The following is a 15,451-nucleotide window of genomic DNA, read 5'->3' as shown; positions in this document are numbered from 1 at the left end:
CGCCCTGAAGGGCGAGGTTTGCCGCGCCCCCGATCACTCATTCTCCAGCGCATCGGCGGCCTGGCCCATAAGCTGCTCGATTTCATTCAAGCCGGGCGGGGCATCTATCCATGCCACCTCACACAGCACGATGTCACCGCTGTCGTACACGACGCCAGTCAGAACATCGGCTTCGCCTTCCTCGGGCACCGGCGTTCCATCTTCATCGCATTCAACGGCGCGAGCAATAAAGCGCGGCATAATCGTGTGGACTACGTACACGCGCCGGCCTTCCTCGCGCTGCACAATCCATTCGTCCCGGGGCCAGTGCGCCTCGGTGCGCTCATCCACGCCAAGGATACGGCGAATATCACTTTCAACGCTTTCCGGGATTGGCACGTCTCCAGAGGCCCAGCGACGGACCGTGCGGTCGTTCACTTTGAGCGCTCGCGCCAAAGGGCCTTGCCAAGTCGGCCCCCAAATAGCGAGACACATGGCTGCAAGTTCAGCAGAAGTCATAGCTGTTCTTCCTTTCTTCGCGGGCGGCGCGGGCACAATCGCCGCGCCGATACTTGTCAGCGAGCGCGACCCCGCGATCTGCTTCGTTCACCCACGGCTGGCGCTTCGTTCCATTGCGATAGACGTTACGGCCTTTGCGCGTTGTCTTCGTGCCCGGAGTCAGCGCGTCGGGACCGTCGCTCCCGATCACTTCGATAGTGAATGTGTGCTGCTGCTTCGCGCTGCCGTAACTGTCATTAATAATGCGTGCTGCGATGCGGCGTTCGCCCATGAATGTTGGCTTCCGGAACGAGCCGCCGAACACCGCTTCGGTGAACAGGATAACGTCGCCTGTGCAGGCATTGCCCGTGCAGTCGATCGTGAAGGCGCTAGTGTCGATGGTCATGGCGGGTCCTCCTCACCCTTCCCGGCGGGGCCGATCCCCATCCGATGAACCTAACATCATGGAAACAAACGCAAATGTCAATCCCTGAAGCGTACAATTCCGTAAAAAAACGCCTTCCTGTCGTCTGAGTCACGCACCATCTTCCGGAGCCAGCGTTATGGTTCGCGCTCATCCAGATGGTGCAAACAAAAAACCCAACCATCCGTCCCTTGTTCGATCCGCGCCGGAGGCGAGGGCGAACAGGCACCGAAGGTGCATGGACGTCCCTCGTCCCGACGCCTTCAGAAGACCAGCGCGCGCAACGGAGTGCAACAGGCCGAAGGCGCATCGCAGCCACGCGCAGCACGTAGTGCGAGCATGGCGAGAAGCCACCTGTTGCACGGAGAGAGCACGTTGGTATCAGGCTCCCTCCCCGATGACGGGGAGGGTTGGGGAGGGGTGTGCGCGACCGTAGCGCACGCCTTTTTATATTTATTTGTTTGTTTAAAGGTTCTCTCATCAGTTTCTGAACCCTAGAAAGTCCGGAAAAGGGGGTTCTGGTCCGTAAAATTCGGATTCTTGTTTGTGTTCCTGTGGATAAATTTATTTTGGGCTTCAAAAACGACAGCAAAACAGGGGGAGAAGGCGCAGAAAAAGGCCCGGATTTGCTGTCCGCACAAACGGCTACGCCCGCTCAAGGGCGGGTTTTAGAGGGACAGATTGTAACCGGGGGCTAGTCGGGGGGCTTGCGCTTGCGGGCTTCTTTCTGGTCCAGAATACGCAGATCCAGCTCAGCCCGCTTCCGTTCCGAGGCATCCCCGTAGCGTTCGAGAAGCGCAAGGCCCTCACGGACCTCACCCACCTCCCGCGCGGCCTTGTACATTTCACGCGCACTCGGCCACTCGAAGGGGTAGCGGTCAAAGACCTTTGACTCATCCATCTTCAGGTTCCACTGAACCGGAGACAGAAAGGCATAGGCGTTGGATACTTGCTTCAGGAGGAACCGCCCGTCCTCAAAGGTCCGTTTGATGCAGCGGTTGACCGCGAAGATAATGCCGTTTTTCCGAAGGAATTTCAGAGCCTTGTAGACTGCTGTCCTACCGTAGCCCGCCTTCTCTCCAAGGGTCTTGTAAGAGCATGCCAGTTCGCCGGTGTGCCAATTGATGGTTTCCAAGCAAGCCCGATAGACAGCGAGCACCGAACGGCCGCGTCCTTCATAACGCTGCACCTCTGGACTTGCTGCGAGTTGCTCCTTCCAGCGCAAAACAGTCTTTCTCGGCGGCGGCTTGCCGAACTTGACAAGATGCTTCTCGAATGCGCCTCGGCGGCACTGCCACTTCGGACCGTCCGGCAAGCCGAACGGTGGCGTGAGCCGGAAGCCCGGTAAAGCTGTGTCTGGAGGGGAACCTGAAAGAAACAAAGACCGCGCCCTATCTTGGGGCCGGGAGGGCTTTTTTTGCTGGAGTCTTGTGAGTGATTGACTTGGCTGAAGCCGCGCCCTATCTTGGGCTTTGCGGTAACGCCTGCATTCACTGCCTAAGACCAGCGTAAGTCTTCCGGCTCTGATTACTACACACAGTGGATGCGCCGCAAACCGTTGACGCGGTAGGCAACACAGCCCGGGGTTTTCCCCGGGCTTTCTCTTTGTCGTTTATTTTGGTCGGCGTGTAAAGCCTTGCGTGTAGAACGGGCTGAACAGTGCGCTGTGACAGCGCGGCGTCTCTTGCGGCCAAACCTTCACGTCCAAAAAGAAAGCCCATCACTCCGCCTCTACAATCTTGTTGTTTTCATCGAGCGTGTACCAAGTGTCGGGTTTGATCCCATTCTCACCGACAACCCCTACGACAACGCGCCCATGATCTGAACCGCGCGCCAAAACCCGGAACGCGATTACACCGCCATCACTTGCGCTGGCCTTTCCGCCGCGAAGCGCATCATCGACGAACACCAGAGCCAAGCCTGCGTGCGCTGCCTCTGCCCAACCGCTTTCACCTGCGATCGCAACATCCCAGCCCCTCGCATGCCCATCACAACCAGCAATCGCTATGTGATGTGAGTCAGCGCAGCCGCGCTCGCCAACGATCGCAACGTCCGACCACAAAGCGAGTCCACCGACCGGTGCAAAACACACAGGTCCGTAGGAAGACAATACGGAGAGCCGGTAATCAAAGCCGCGATTGAAAGCGATCGTGCCACCATAACTCTCAACTTCCATGCAGAGGTCAGAATCATCATCAGCAGCACCCAAAACACGCTTGCCTCTGCGGAATCGGTCACGCCAGCCCATTACCGCCCTCCTTCATCGGATTGCTTTGAACCACGGGCCCTGACCCCATAACGGGCATACAGGCAGTCGGCAGCCTGCTGTGGTGTCAGGTAGTTTTTCCGTCGACTCGCGCGGTATTCATTGCATCGCCTTAGAAGGAAGATCGTGGCCAGAATCGCCAAGCCGCACCACTGCATGGCCTGGCTTCCCAAAAGCCAGCCGGCACCAATCACTGCAAAAATCAGCATGAAGGTGACGGCATCGCGCCGCCACGACTGCTGCACCGTGGTTTGCAGGATGATTATTTTAACCTTGTCGCGCCAACCAAGGCTTATTCTCTCGGTCGCGTGAACACCTTCTACACCGTGAGTCGTCTTCATGGCGCGCCCCTCGTCACAGGAATGGAAACTGCATTTGATTCGGCGAAACACCGACAGCGAACGGAACGCCGACACGCCGCCGCCCCGGCAACGAACTTTCGTTGAGAGAGCGAACCGGCGTCAGCGCGGCCACAAACATTGCGGCGCATTCCTCGCTGGTGCACAGATAGGTAATCTCGCGGTAAACGTCCGTAACCTGTCGGGTCTTGACCGTCCGACACCGGACGCCGCAATACGGACACTGCGTCGAATTGCTCGGCCCTGCGCTCATAGCTTCACCAAGAATTGTGAGATTGCCACCACCGCTTTGGTCAGTTCCGTGCGGCACACGGCGCGCTCCTGATGGTCGATGTGACCGTCGGCCAGCGCATCTGCCAGAACCGCCGCACCCTGTGTAATGTCGCGCATCAGTGAAAGGCCCGTGATTGTCTCGTCACCGGTCCGCCTCACACCGGACAGACCTGCCGGGCGCAGAACGGTTTCGGCAAATTCAACGGGCAAGACCCGGATCAAGGACATTGCGTTGTGCCATTCCGGGCAGCTTTCGTTGCGAAGGTAACGGCGGATGGCATCCTGGCCCACACCTGTGGCCGCCGCAACGTCGCCGACAGAAAACCGCCGTCCCGCTCCAACATAGAGTGACAGTGCGTCACTGAAGGCTTGACGTACGTTCCTGATCTGTTCTGGGTCTATCATGATAGACCCCGCGCACAGTTAACGGCACAGTGACCCGATGAGCGACAAGAAAGAGAATATTGCGTCAGCACCCATGCTCCCACGTCTCCGGTTGTGGCCGGAGAAGCCGCACCGGAAGAAGGTGCAGGCGCTCCGGGGGTTAGAACCGCCGGAAAAAGTCGGCCCCGCACACCTTTGGCCTTTCGGCTTGGACATGCGCGTGCGGCCCCCGGAACATGGGCATGAAAACACCGCCTTGCGGGGCGGGACCGCTTTTTCCTGGAGGGTTCTAATCTCCTGCCCCGAACGTTACCCGCAACAGGCGTGGAATGCAAGCACCGCTGTGCTGGCAAAAAGGGCGTGGCAACGGTGTCTTGGTACTGCAATGCACGGGGCACACCATCGATGTTCCTGATCTGTTCGGAATCAATCATGACTGAATCCCTTCGACAGTCCGTCCATGATGGCGGCTCAGAGCGTGAGGGGCACAAGAAGGTAGGCTGGTGTGAAACGCTATCGCACGGATGATCTTGTTCGCCGTAGAAACAGACACAGATGCAGAGCCACGCTTCCAGCGTGTGAACGAAGAGCGTGACACACCGGCATCCCTGCACACCTGGTTGATGCTAAGGCCCACAGCTTTGGCAATGCGCTCAATCTCATGTGGTGTAACAGGGTGCAACACAATCAGCCTCCCTTGTGATCAGGGGGCGATTTTAGGCACGCCTTTCTAGCAGGGCAAGCGTTTTAGTGATTTTTATAATTTATCATATTGCTAAATCAGTTCTCAAATGATGACCGTAGGTGCGAATTTGCATACGGTAGCCCGCATGAGCATGAATGTGGGAAATAAGCAATTTCGCGAATACATAGACGCAGTGAAAGCAGTCACTGGTCTCTCACCGACTGCGATTGCTACAAAAGCTGGGCTTTCGTCATCAACGGTAAACACGCCGTACTACAGACCAGAGCTTGGCGTCACACCAACGTTACGAACAATAAACAAGATCGCCACAGCCACCGACGTCCCGTTTGACCCCATGAGCTTTGATGAGCTCGGAGCGATGGGGGACATCGACGAGAACAGGGAAAAGGCGCGGCCAAGAAAGAAGCCTGTCTTCAGGGGCGAAAAGGTCAGTGCCGACGCCTTCCAGCGATACATGAAGTCCGTTATTTCACACACCGGACTTAGCCCCACAATGATTGCCAAAATTTCAGGTGTGTCCGGCCCAACATTGACCAATGCCTATTACACTGGAGCGCCCCCTACCCGCCGCACGGTTGACAGAATTGAGCAGGCAACCGGCATACCGTTTGCGGGAGCCACAGAGGGTGTGACAACGGATGATGAGAATACCGAGCGCGACCCGTCTCACATGGCGCGATGCCAACCGATACCAGTTCCACTTGATGTCTCTGCCCTTGAAAAGGACCTGCCGATAGTTTTTCTACATATAATAGAAGTGCCATCTAACAATAAGTTAGAGGGGTACTCTATGAAGAAAAATGCTATCGAATTCTGTCGGCGCCCACCGGGCGTAGCGGGTGCGCCAAACGCTTACGCAATCTATGCACCAGACGATGCTCTGGTGAAGTACGATTCCGGTGACTTGTTGTTTCTGGTGCCTGATCGGCCTGTCAAACCGGGCGACCACGCCCTCGTACACGTGCAGTACAAGATGGATCAAGAACCCATCGTGCACCTTGGACGCCTGACCGCACGCAGTGCAACATCGATTACACTGTCGATCGACAGGCCGGAACCAACACAACAAAGAATTGCCCTCGATAAAATCGTTTCCATTCACAAGATCCTGAGCAATCGGGAAATTTTTGGCCTCTGAAAACAAGGAAGGAGAGACGGCGTGCCGGATGGTTTTAATGCGTTGCAAAGAGAGGTTCGGTCCGCCGCATCCCGATCCCCGGAATTTTTGTCTTTTGACGGCCTAGTGGATGCTGAAGACGTCTGCGACAAGGCCGTCTGCATGGAATACACCAATGCTGACGGTGGAAAGTCGAAGCGATGGGTCACGATGCGCAGCATCGACGAGGACGGACCAACGCCGAAGTTTTTCGCCTATTGCTGGGTGCGCCGCCAAGTGCGCTCCTTCCGGGCCGATCGCGTAGAAACGTTTATAGACTGCGACGGCGAATGCATCTCCGGGCGGGATTTTTTCGAGAGAATCGGCGTTAATCTCCCGCCGCCCGCCTCAGTAAGCCGGTCACGCAAGAAGAGCCGGAAAGCCGATACGGAACACAGCAGCGAAACCGCCGCCACCACGGAGTCCGCTGGAACAGGAAACACTATCGCAACGCTCGTCTTTATCGGCCTTGTTATTTACCTGATTAGTCTGCTTTTTTAACCTAAAAAGGTTGTTTTTTGCAGTCATTATAAACCAAGAGTAAACATTGCCGACATCTTGAAGATGCAGAAAATCGATACAAAACAATGAATTGTGCTTGATTTGCGCATATTATGCGCCATAATCGGAGGCGTGGTCAGGGGGCGGGCTGGTCCGCCTCCCCGCCACGAAACAGAGGAAGAGCATGGAAAAACTTCCATTCTTCCTCTCCCTTCGGGTTAAATTTCTGGGTCTTACCCTGAAACTTGTAATCCGGAGGTAGAGAACACCGGGAGGGAGAGATCAGCTCTCTCCCGGACCTCTGAAAGGATAAGGCAGCACTCATGAAAATGCAACTCCGTGGATTTGCCGCCGCCTTGCCGCTGGCAGCCCTTCTGGGGGCCTTGGCCTTGCTTGTCGGCGGGTTGCTCGCGGCCTTGGCGATCGCTGTACCTGTTCTTGTTATTCTGGCCGTGCTGTTTGGAAAACCAGTGCAGGAGGATGACCAATGACACCACGTGATTTCAGGGCCTGGCGGCAGAAGATGGGCCTGACCCAAGAGCAGGCGGCTGAACTTCTTGGCATGGGCCGTACGGCTGTCTCGCAATACGACACAGGCAAACGCCGCGCCCCGGCAGAGGTTATAGAGACAGTGCCCCGGTATATTGCGCTGGCATGCGCAGCAATCAGCCACGGCCTTGCGCCGTATGGTTCGGATGAGGAGGAAGGCCGCTAGACCTTCTCACAGGCAGAAATATCGGTTGTGAATCCGCCTCCCGCGAATCAAGCTTCAGACGGTCATGGCTGCGGTCAAGGACGGCACCGGTGCCCGCTGACGCTTGCCATGCGGTGGCGGAAGACCCGGCGACGGCGCTGGCTGGTCAGGGGGTCAGGGGCGATGTCCAGGGTTGACCTCAGGAACCGGAAGAATCTGGCGGTGATCTCTGTGAGGTTCGGCATGGTGGCTCACCTGCTAGGAAAGAACGGAGTTGGTCAGATCATCGGCATCTATGCCAAGGATATTCGCCAGACTGCTCGCCATAATGGGCGACATAACCCGACGCCCTGTTTCCAGTTGCGAAATATAGTTCGCCGTACATCCGGCCTTCTCTGCAAGGCTTTTCTGTGACAAGCCTCGGTATGTCCGGTAGACATGCAGCGGGTTCTCGCCGTCCAGAAGCCTGTTGACCAGAGCGGCGGGCCAAGTTTCTTCGTTTGGGTCATGTGTGGCAAGGACGAGCGCGGCGAGATCCTCATCGCTTAAGGCCGATTCCGCATGTTCCGCGAGTTGCCGGAATATCTCAAACGGCAGCACCACCCCTACCGGAGAGCCTGTGTGGTCCTTTATGACCGATACTTTCAGCATGGTATCCTCTTATGAGTTAGTAGGCGCTTCCGCGCGGGGCTATCTTCTGCACGTCCAGCACGAAGCCGTCTTCGGAATAAATAACGCGGTATGTACCAACACGCAGGCGGCACAGGCCCGTGCCCACCAGCGGCTTTATATCCAAATCGGGCCGCGCGGGATTTTCTGCCAATTGCGTTATTTTTTCCCGAATTTGGTGGGCGCGGTCCCGTGGGATCTTTAGCAGGGCCTTTCTGGCCGCCCTGCTGTATTCAATTTCAAGCACCGCCCGCGATCCTCACCAACCTTCAGTTTTGGCAAGGTACTCTGTAAAGATGTCTGTGTCAATATTATATATTACCTCTGTCAATATCGCAGTATGACTGTGGCATACTATACAGCTAAGCTGCTAGACCTTCTCACAGGCAGAAATGTCGGTTGTGAATCCGCCGCTCCCGTCGATTGTGTGCGTAACGTTCTCGGCGATCCAGTTCATGCGGCCGATCTCTGGTGGCCACCCGACAAGATTCAGCGGCATTCCGGCACACAGGTCGGGCTTGCCGAGCGCCAGCGAAAGAGTCAATTCATTGGCACCGCGCTGGCGCTGCTTCCACGCTGCAGCAGCTGCGTCCTCCGCATCCTTGCGGCTGGTGTATATCTTTTTAAGGGTCTTGACCGATCCGCCCTCGCGACCCGCTATAACCGTTTCGGTAGATCCTGTTGACAGGTTATGCCACTTGGCTGCGATGCCTGTTGTTGATCCCTCGCGATCAGACGTGCGGAAGCTGTGGCGGTCGCTGTCCCGTCGGTTGATTGTCAACGACGGCAGGGTCGCACCAGATGCCGTAACACCGGACGCCGCTGGCAGGAACAGCAAGCGACCGGCCTTGATCGTTGACAGCGCGTCATGATCTTCACCCAGACGGCTGATGAAGTTGAGGTCGCTTTCGTTGGTCTGGTCGATGTGATCGATCGCGATCGCCGCCAGATCCGGGTGAATGGCGGAGGCCAGTCCATGCCGTTCGGCAATGGATCCAAGAACTGAACCAATGTTTGTCGCCTCGTAACTGGCCTCGCGCTGGTCCTTCAGCGCCCCCTGAAAATCAGCCGATCGCGCCGTAATCCGGATGACATCCGGCGGTCCCTCGTGTCCGATTTCGTCCACCACAAACCGGCCCTTGTCGACGAGGGACTCCCCCTTCCACCCTATCGCCAGCGACAACCTGACGCCGCGTGCGGGCAGGGCAATCGATCCGTCATCAAACACACTCAGTTCAAGCTGGTCTGCCTCCATGCCGGATTTGTCCAAAAGCCGAAGAGCGAGAAGGCGACGCGCAAAGGCTGTTGTGATGTCCCGGTTCTCCGCAAGGATACGCCAGTCCGGTATCATGGGCGGCTGTCCATCAGGCGTCCAAGTTGGGCAATATCATCTGGATAACGCCGCAACTTCAGACTGAAGCTAACCTTTTGCGGTGCTCCATTTTTCAGGATATGGGAGCGACCTTCCTCAACAGAGTCAATGACCCACGGCCCGAGATTCTCACCCGTCCCGGCGGTCAACAGCCATGCCTTGCCGGTCGCTGCCATCTCGCGCAGCCTGTCCAGTGTCTCAGGCCCCCCGGAGACACCGCGTGCCAAGGTACCATCAATGGTGATGGTCTCCGACCCCGGCCCCGTCCATTGCAAGGCGGGCGTATAACCGATCCGGGCTTTCTCCTCCCATCGCTGCTGGGTGGACCGCTTGATGCTCTCGAACGGGGCGGTTTGTATCGAGAACGTAAATAACCCGAGCGACAACAACACAACCTAGTCCTCCTCGTCATACATGCGGGCGCGTGCATTCGACCGTTCGCGGGCCATCATCTTTTCAAGCTCAAGGCGGACTGCGCGCGCTATGTCTGTTTCGGACTGTCCCGCAGCCGCATGAATCGTGATGGATACGCCGCCCATATCAACGCCCTGACCCGGCGGAGCCTTGGCAACGGCTGCGCCGGAAACCGTTGCGGCGACACCGGCGGTTGCTGCAACCTTGACCGTCTTTTTGGCCAGATCACCACCAACGCCGGACAGGGCGCTTCCGGCAGCAGACACGGCTTCACCAAAGCCGCCGGTCAAGCGGGCAATCATATCGCTGATCCAGACCAGCGGGGCCTTGATCGCTTCGATCCCGCTTGTAATGCATCCCCAAGCCTGCGCAAACGTGTCGGAAAGCCCTTGCCACAAGGTACCCAGATAACCGGCAATCGGCTCCCAGTTTGAAACAACAAGTCCAAGCGGGGTCCAGGCAAAAGCGGCCTTGATGACGTCCCATGCGCCAGCAAAAATACCGGACACACTCTGCCAGAGGCGCGCGAAGAAAGCCTTGAGCGGCCCCCAGAACACAACAATCAACGTAACGGCTGTGGCGATGGCCATGACCGCCAGCACAATGGGGTTCATCAGGAATGCGAGATTCAACTGCTTTACCCACGCCAGAAGAGCCGGAAAGACAGTTTTGGCCACCGTCCCCATAAACCCGATGGCCCCGGAGAACAAGCCGATACCACCCCCGGCAAGTCCGGCCTTGATGCCAAGCGAAACCACCGCGAAGCGCAAAATGGCAATGGGGCCTATAATGGCAGCCGCAACGGTTGCAAGGATACCGCCGACCAACACAAGTCCAGCAACAGATGCGGCAACCTTGAACAGGGTCCCGGCCAGTGCCGGGTTGGCCTTGACCCATTCCGCCGTCGCCCGCACCACAGATGTTGCGGACTGAACAAGGTCCCGCAATGGAGATGTCTGGGTCTGGGACAGGGTGATATTCAGGCCCTCGACCGCTGACCAGAAACCCTGGATGTCACCGGCAGCATTGTCCCCCATTGCCTTGGCCAGGCGACTGGCCTCCCCCCCGGCTTGTTTCAGAACCTCTGAAAATTTGCTGATAGCCCCCTCACCCTCACGCTCCACCAAGGACGCCATGGCCGCCCCGGCTTCGGTTCCGGCAATCGCCGTGAAGGCGGCAAGACGATCCGCACTCCCCAACCCCTTGGTCCCCTTGGCCACGTCAGCCAGTATTTCTGTGATGGGACGCATGTTGCCTGCCGCATCCTGGGTCGCGACCGACAACTCGAGCAATGCCTTCCGCGCATCGCCCGGCGGGCTGGCAAGCCGGGAAAACAGGGCACGCAGGGCTGTACCGGCCTGTGCACCCTGTATCCCGATATTGCCCAGCAATCCGGACATGGCCGAGACATCCTCTACAGAAGCCCCGACCTGACGGGCAATCGGGGCGGTATACTTCATGGTTTCACCCAGCATCCCAAGGTCCACATTGGCCCGCGTAAAGGTTGCGGCCATCACGTCCCCGAGCCGTGACATTTCCGCAGCCTCAAGGCCAAAGCCCGACAGGATATTGCTGGCAATGTCAGCAGCCTCGCCAAGGTTGGTATTGCCTGCTTTTGCGAGATCGAGCATGCCGGGCATAGAAGCCAGGATCTGTTTTGCATCGAACCCGGCCATAGCCAGCTTTTGCATACCTTCAGCCGCTTCGGACGCCGAGAAACTGGTTGTTGCCCCCAACGCCATCGCCTGCTGTCCCAAAGCCGCAAATTCCGCCGATGTTTTGTCGAGCCGGGCGACAGCGCCAACGGCTGACATTTGCTTCTCGAAGGCAATTCCGTCGCGCAAGACCACGCCCATCCCGGCCAGTATTCCACCTCCGGTTGCAACACCGCTGGCTCCGGCCATCGCCAGATTCCCCGCAAGCGCCGTTGTGCGGTCCATGCGGCTACGGGCCGTGGCCATCGCATCAGACTTCTTCTGCAGCACACCAAGCGCAGACGCCTGTCCCTCGGCAGCCTTTCGGGCCGTATCAAGACGTCCCTCCAGTATTTTCTGGGCGGCGGCCAGATCTTTTGTTTCAACGCCAGCTTCAGAAAGCTCGTGATGAAGGGCTTTGATCTTTTCCTTGTTAGAGACAGTTGATTTTTCGAGTTTCTCGACAGTCTTTTGTGCAGCAGCAAAGGCCCGTTCTGCTCTTTTTGTTCCGCCACTTCCTTCGGTAAGGGCGCGTTCAAGGCTCCGCGCCTTGTTTCGCGCTTCTGCCAAGGCCGAGGCATCCGCCTTGGCTGCGACTTCGAGACGGGATATCGCCTGAATACCAGCCGAGCTCTTTTCCAGAGCCTTTATTTCGCTGGTGGTCCCACGCATCGCCTCCTTCAGCTTCTCCGCCGATGACCGCGCCGTCTTGAATGGCGCGGTCATCTTGTCGGCAGCCGCCATGGTTACCTGAATCTTCAAATCACTCACGGCGTAAACTCCTTTGCTGCCCGGGCCTCTGCCTCTGCGAAATCAATCGCAAGAGCATAGGCTTCGGCATAACGATCCAGGGTCAGGGCTTCAAAAACCGGCGGAGGAAACGATCCCGGAAACACTTTCATCAAAATTCCCCAAGCCATCAGGGCGTCGTCGGGGATGCCGTCTCCGAACGTTCGAAAAAACCAGCCACCGTTGTGCAAACCGCCAGCAGGTCGGCTGCGCTCATCCGGTCGAGGGCTTCCTGCGTCAGAGGCTCTGTGGTAATGCGGAGAACCAGGGCAAAGATTGCGGAAGTATCAAATGAAAAGACTTCGGTCATCTTCAGGCCCCGCAAGTCCCCGGCCAAAGGAACACGCAATTTCAGCGCCGTTACCTTGCTGCCATTGACCGTGATCGGGGTTGTGAGTGCAACAGTTTGCATCGAATGAACTCCTTGGTTGTATGAACGTATTAATATTAACTAGATGCCAATTTTCGGGAGATCCGGCATGCCGGGCAGACCTATGGCCCGTGAAATCGCGCTAGCCCTGTCAATGCCACCGACGAGCTCTGTGCCGCCGAGCATGTCGATCTCAACCAGCTTCGAACCATTGGACGAATAGCAGTAGTAGGTGAGAGGCATTTCAACCTTCATTTTTGCCATGTCTTTTGCTTTGATCGTGCCCATATCAATCGACTTCCAGCGCCCGCGAACCGTGATATCGACAGCTGATGTTCCAACACCGTCGGCAGCCAGACCGGCAGCCACAAAGCGCACACCAAGCCCGCCGACATCGGACAATCCCCAAGCGCGCAAAACATCGGAATTGAACTCCCCAAGAGTGAACTCCATCTTGAGCGGCTCCATGCCAAGGTCGACAAGAACCGGCCCCGCCATCCCGGCGGCCCGCCACTCTTCCGTGGACCGCTCCAGCTTTGGCAGAACGACTTCTTCGGCGATGCCCGCCATGCCCCGGCCATCTATGAACACATTGAAATTCTTCAATATCATCGGCAACATGCTGTTATCTCCTTCTGTAAGGTCAGGCCGCCATGGCCGAGGCAAAATCCATCAGGTATCCGTCCGTGATCTTCTGCTCGAACATCAGGTTTTCAAGCGGCGGCACGGGTGTGTAATCGTAGGAGACGAGGAGCTTTCCGGCTTTCAGCGTCGTGGCATCGTTCCTGGCCGGATCGAACCAGGCATTGCCGCCGATCAGATATCCGTTCCGGACGAGTTCACGCATTTTGGCGTTGACCCCGTCAACAATGTCGCGGGCCAGCATGGGGTGAAGCGGCTTGTCCATGGCCCAGAAATGGGCCTCGGCCATCGTGTCGGCCAGGATATGGGCTGTCCGCGTGTAATTCTCGAACGCAAACAGGGGATCAGCCGAGCAGGTCCGCGACCCCCAGAAGCGGTATCCGTCCTTGCGGATCAATGTTGTGACATCGGCGGCATTCAGAAGCCCGGCATCCGTGGCCGGATTCTGCAGATCCCAGAACACATCCTTGCTGATTCCGGTCACGCCTTGAACAACGACGTTTGATAGTGTCTTGTGCCAACCGATGTCCTCGTCAATCTTGGCCCGCAGCCCCAGTGCACGGGCTGTCGACCACTCTGTCCGGCTGGCACTGGACGCATTGTCCCATGACTGGAAGTCAGGCCAGATCACCATCAGTTCACGGTTTCCAAAATTCTGGCGGTATGCAATGGCCGCATCCCGATTGACGCAGCCGTGGGCGGCGACATAAGCAAAGGCACGCGTCTTCGCGGCAATTGACGCAAGCTCGACGGCAACGGGCTTTGTATCCAGGCCGGGGGCACCAAGAATACGCGGCGTCAGACCGAACATGGCCTTAGCCGCCGTCAAGGCCTGCAAGCCGGTTTTCATCCCGTCAGCCGTTACGCCGCCAATCACGTTGGTTGTAGTCTTGGCGGGCGTGTCGCCCTCCGGGACACGAACAACAACCGTTGCCGGGTTCCCGTGATCCTTGATCGCATCAAGGACATGGGGGAGCGTGCCAGAATCCCCCGCCTTCCCGAGACCGGACATAATGTCCGTCAAAAGCACCGGTCGGTTCAGCGGAAAAGCTCCGGCATCGGCGTCGGCACCTGTTGCAACAAATCCGATAACGGCACTCTCTATGGTCCGGATGGGGCGAATACCGTTGCTGGCTTCAATAACGCGGACGCCATGATGATAATCGGTAGCCATGACTCTCTCCTTCTTGCGTGGGTTTATTCACCGTCCGTTTCGGGGCTTTCCTGCATCAGTTCTTCTTTTGTGAAGCCGAAGCGGGTGATGGTTTCCAGGCTTTCGACCTCGACCCAGACCGGGTCCAGTTTTGGCCCGGCGTATTCGGGGGTGCCGTAGTCTTCGGGATAGGTCTGGGTGTCGGTCATGGTGGTCATGGTGCCGCGCAGCAGGCGCATGAATTCAGCGTGGGTCGGGGTGCCTTTGATCGCGTCCAGATCGGCACGGGTGTTGATGATTTTCATCCGTTAAAAACTCCGTTGGGAAGGTCATGGAAGAATCCGGTGGGCACAGACGCCGCGTGCACTGATGTAATGGTAGGCGCTGTATACCCGGTGACCCCAGTTCGAACAGCGTCCACCGGAATAAGACGGATAGCGAACTTCACCGCCCAGGATCACGGCGTTCGACATCTGGTAGGTACTGCCACGGCCACCCGTCGCCTTCCAATCTGTGGAACCATAGGGGCCAGCAAAATCACGCCCCCACACCCACATACACCCGGTCGCCTGGATCACGCCCCACCTTGAAGTATACGCGGCATTCAGCACCGTGGATTGCGGTTCAGAACCCGGAGCAGAAGCCTCGGTGGTGCCCCAGGCCAGTGCCGCGAATTCAGCGTATGACGGCAGCTGCTTGCCATGCGCCTGCATCACCTCGGCGGCTTCCCACCAGTTGAGCGAGCTATAGGTCCGGGAGCCATTGCCTCCGAACTGGCCCGGGATTTTCGGCGGGCTTGAACCGTCGGCAATAGTGACACCGTACTTGCTGGTGCCGTCCGTATGGTGGTTGACGCCCAACAGATAGATATCCACCCAGAAGCTGTCCGCGACCAGGGTCATGCCGCGCGGGTCCTTGCACGCCGGGCGGAACTTCAGATCCCACATAGCATACGGATTGATCGCCGGGTTGGTGTCGCCACCCGCCTGTGCCGTCGCGTTGCCTCCGGGCGCATAATGAAAGCCGCCGATCTTGCGCGCGTTGGCTGACGTATAGCCGACCGGGGCCTTGAAGTTGGCAGCGGCGCGCACGGACCCATCGGCGCAGA

The 15,451-nt window shown here is 57.7% G+C and carries 24 protein-coding genes; 4 read left to right on the top strand and 20 right to left on the bottom strand.

Going from position 1 to position 15,451, the window contains the following annotated elements; genetic code table 11:
• Positions 1–33: 33 nt before the first annotated feature.
• The 8 genes from HEQ72_RS10575 to HEQ72_RS11820 form a co-directional block, all read right to left on the bottom strand.
• Positions 34–417 carry a hypothetical protein gene (locus HEQ72_RS10575; protein ID WP_168023316.1) on the bottom strand — a complete coding sequence of 128 codons (384 nt, stop codon included), beginning with the start codon at positions 415–417 and terminating at the stop codon, positions 34–36.
• A gap of 67 nt (positions 418–484) precedes the next feature.
• Positions 485–883, bottom strand: a complete 399-nt coding sequence (locus tag HEQ72_RS10570; RefSeq protein WP_168023337.1) for a hypothetical protein — start codon at positions 881–883, stop codon at positions 485–487.
• A gap of 712 nt (positions 884–1,595) precedes the next feature.
• Positions 1,596–2,090, bottom strand: coding sequence for a hypothetical protein (locus tag HEQ72_RS10565; RefSeq protein ID WP_168023336.1), 495 nt, complete (start codon positions 2,088–2,090; stop codon positions 1,596–1,598).
• Between the two features lie 531 nt (positions 2,091–2,621).
• The gene (locus HEQ72_RS10560) at positions 2,622–3,149 is read right to left on the bottom strand and encodes a hypothetical protein (protein WP_168023335.1); all 528 of its coding nucleotides are present in this window, start codon (positions 3,147–3,149) and stop codon (positions 2,622–2,624) included.
• Positions 3,149–3,508, bottom strand: a complete 360-nt coding sequence (locus tag HEQ72_RS10555) for a hypothetical protein (RefSeq protein ID WP_168023334.1) — start codon at positions 3,506–3,508, stop codon at positions 3,149–3,151. Before HEQ72_RS10555 ends, HEQ72_RS10560 begins: the two co-directional genes overlap by 1 nt.
• Positions 3,509–3,521: 13 nt before the next feature.
• Positions 3,522–3,779 carry an ogr/Delta-like zinc finger family protein gene (locus tag HEQ72_RS10550; protein WP_168023333.1) on the bottom strand — a complete coding sequence of 86 codons (258 nt, stop codon included), beginning with the start codon at positions 3,777–3,779 and terminating at the stop codon, positions 3,522–3,524.
• Positions 3,776–4,204, bottom strand: coding sequence for a hypothetical protein (locus HEQ72_RS10545; protein WP_168023332.1), 429 nt, complete (start codon positions 4,202–4,204; stop codon positions 3,776–3,778). Before HEQ72_RS10545 ends, HEQ72_RS10550 begins: the two co-directional genes overlap by 4 nt.
• Before the next feature lie 409 nt (positions 4,205–4,613).
• Positions 4,614–4,868 (bottom strand): helix-turn-helix domain-containing protein, encoded by a 255-nt coding sequence (locus HEQ72_RS11820; protein ID WP_168023331.1) that lies wholly within the window; start codon positions 4,866–4,868, stop codon positions 4,614–4,616.
• A gap of 145 nt (positions 4,869–5,013) precedes the next feature.
• On the opposite strand from HEQ72_RS11820, the gene HEQ72_RS10535 reads away from it, so the two are divergent.
• The 4 genes from HEQ72_RS10535 to HEQ72_RS10520 all read left to right on the top strand — a co-directional run bounded on the left by HEQ72_RS10535 (position 5,014) and on the right by HEQ72_RS10520 (position 7,261).
• Positions 5,014–6,027 carry a hypothetical protein gene (locus HEQ72_RS10535; RefSeq protein ID WP_168023330.1) on the top strand — a complete coding sequence of 338 codons (1,014 nt, stop codon included), beginning with the start codon at positions 5,014–5,016 and terminating at the stop codon, positions 6,025–6,027.
• A 21-nt stretch (positions 6,028–6,048) separates the two neighbouring features.
• Positions 6,049–6,546 (top strand): hypothetical protein, encoded by a 498-nt coding sequence (locus tag HEQ72_RS10530; RefSeq protein ID WP_168023329.1) that lies wholly within the window; start codon positions 6,049–6,051, stop codon positions 6,544–6,546.
• Positions 6,547–6,869: 323 nt separating this feature from the next.
• Positions 6,870–7,037, top strand: coding sequence for a hypothetical protein (locus HEQ72_RS10525; RefSeq protein WP_168023328.1), 168 nt, complete (start codon positions 6,870–6,872; stop codon positions 7,035–7,037).
• A complete protein-coding gene (locus tag HEQ72_RS10520; RefSeq protein ID WP_168023327.1) occupies positions 7,034–7,261 on the top strand; it encodes a helix-turn-helix domain-containing protein in 228 nt (75 codons plus the stop codon). The genes HEQ72_RS10525 and HEQ72_RS10520 overlap by 4 nt, the downstream gene beginning before the upstream one ends.
• Before the next feature lie 74 nt (positions 7,262–7,335).
• Here the strand turns inward: HEQ72_RS10520 and HEQ72_RS10515 are convergent, their stop codons facing one another.
• From HEQ72_RS10515 to HEQ72_RS10465, 12 genes are all read right to left on the bottom strand, one after another.
• On the bottom strand, positions 7,336–7,485 hold the full coding sequence (locus HEQ72_RS10515) for a hypothetical protein (RefSeq protein WP_168023326.1): 150 nt from the start codon (positions 7,483–7,485) through the stop codon (positions 7,336–7,338).
• A 13-nt stretch (positions 7,486–7,498) separates the two neighbouring features.
• The gene (locus tag HEQ72_RS10510; protein WP_168023325.1) at positions 7,499–7,891 is read right to left on the bottom strand and encodes a helix-turn-helix transcriptional regulator; all 393 of its coding nucleotides are present in this window, start codon (positions 7,889–7,891) and stop codon (positions 7,499–7,501) included.
• 16 nt (positions 7,892–7,907) lie between these two features.
• Positions 7,908–8,156 (bottom strand): type II toxin-antitoxin system RelE family toxin, encoded by a 249-nt coding sequence (locus HEQ72_RS10505; RefSeq protein WP_168023324.1) that lies wholly within the window; start codon positions 8,154–8,156, stop codon positions 7,908–7,910.
• Between the two features lie 123 nt (positions 8,157–8,279).
• A complete protein-coding gene (locus HEQ72_RS10500) occupies positions 8,280–9,260 on the bottom strand; it encodes a contractile injection system protein, VgrG/Pvc8 family (protein WP_168023323.1) in 981 nt (326 codons plus the stop codon).
• Positions 9,257–9,673: a phage tail protein gene (locus HEQ72_RS10495; protein ID WP_168023322.1), complete on the bottom strand. Its 417-nt coding sequence runs from the start codon at positions 9,671–9,673 to the stop codon at positions 9,257–9,259. The genes HEQ72_RS10500 and HEQ72_RS10495 overlap by 4 nt, the downstream gene beginning before the upstream one ends.
• A gap of 3 nt (positions 9,674–9,676) precedes the next feature.
• Positions 9,677–12,160 (bottom strand): phage tail tape measure protein, encoded by a 2,484-nt coding sequence (locus HEQ72_RS10490; protein ID WP_168023321.1) that lies wholly within the window; start codon positions 12,158–12,160, stop codon positions 9,677–9,679.
• The gene (locus tag HEQ72_RS11625; protein ID WP_272487546.1) at positions 12,157–12,291 is read right to left on the bottom strand and encodes a hypothetical protein; all 135 of its coding nucleotides are present in this window, start codon (positions 12,289–12,291) and stop codon (positions 12,157–12,159) included. The genes HEQ72_RS10490 and HEQ72_RS11625 overlap by 4 nt, the downstream gene beginning before the upstream one ends.
• A gap of 17 nt (positions 12,292–12,308) precedes the next feature.
• The gene (locus tag HEQ72_RS10485) at positions 12,309–12,590 is read right to left on the bottom strand and encodes a phage tail assembly protein (protein ID WP_168023320.1); all 282 of its coding nucleotides are present in this window, start codon (positions 12,588–12,590) and stop codon (positions 12,309–12,311) included.
• A 39-nt stretch (positions 12,591–12,629) separates the two neighbouring features.
• On the bottom strand, positions 12,630–13,169 hold the full coding sequence (locus HEQ72_RS10480) for a phage major tail tube protein (protein WP_066136984.1): 540 nt from the start codon (positions 13,167–13,169) through the stop codon (positions 12,630–12,632).
• A gap of 22 nt (positions 13,170–13,191) precedes the next feature.
• Positions 13,192–14,364, bottom strand: a complete 1,173-nt coding sequence (locus HEQ72_RS10475; RefSeq protein WP_168023319.1) for a phage tail sheath protein — start codon at positions 14,362–14,364, stop codon at positions 13,192–13,194.
• Between the two features lie 23 nt (positions 14,365–14,387).
• Positions 14,388–14,648: a hypothetical protein gene (locus HEQ72_RS10470; RefSeq protein ID WP_168023318.1), complete on the bottom strand. Its 261-nt coding sequence runs from the start codon at positions 14,646–14,648 to the stop codon at positions 14,388–14,390.
• A gap of 24 nt (positions 14,649–14,672) precedes the next feature.
• On the bottom strand, positions 14,673–15,451 hold a 779-nt coding region (locus tag HEQ72_RS10465), incomplete at its 5' end, for a hypothetical protein (protein WP_209316239.1).

The sequence above is a fragment of the Haematospirillum sp. 15-248 genome, assembly GCF_012102665.1.
Lineage (GTDB): Bacteria > Pseudomonadota > Alphaproteobacteria > Rhodospirillales > Rhodospirillaceae > Haematospirillum.
Note: the sequence above shows the minus strand (reverse complement) of the source record. Positions and strands in the feature narration are given on the sequence as shown.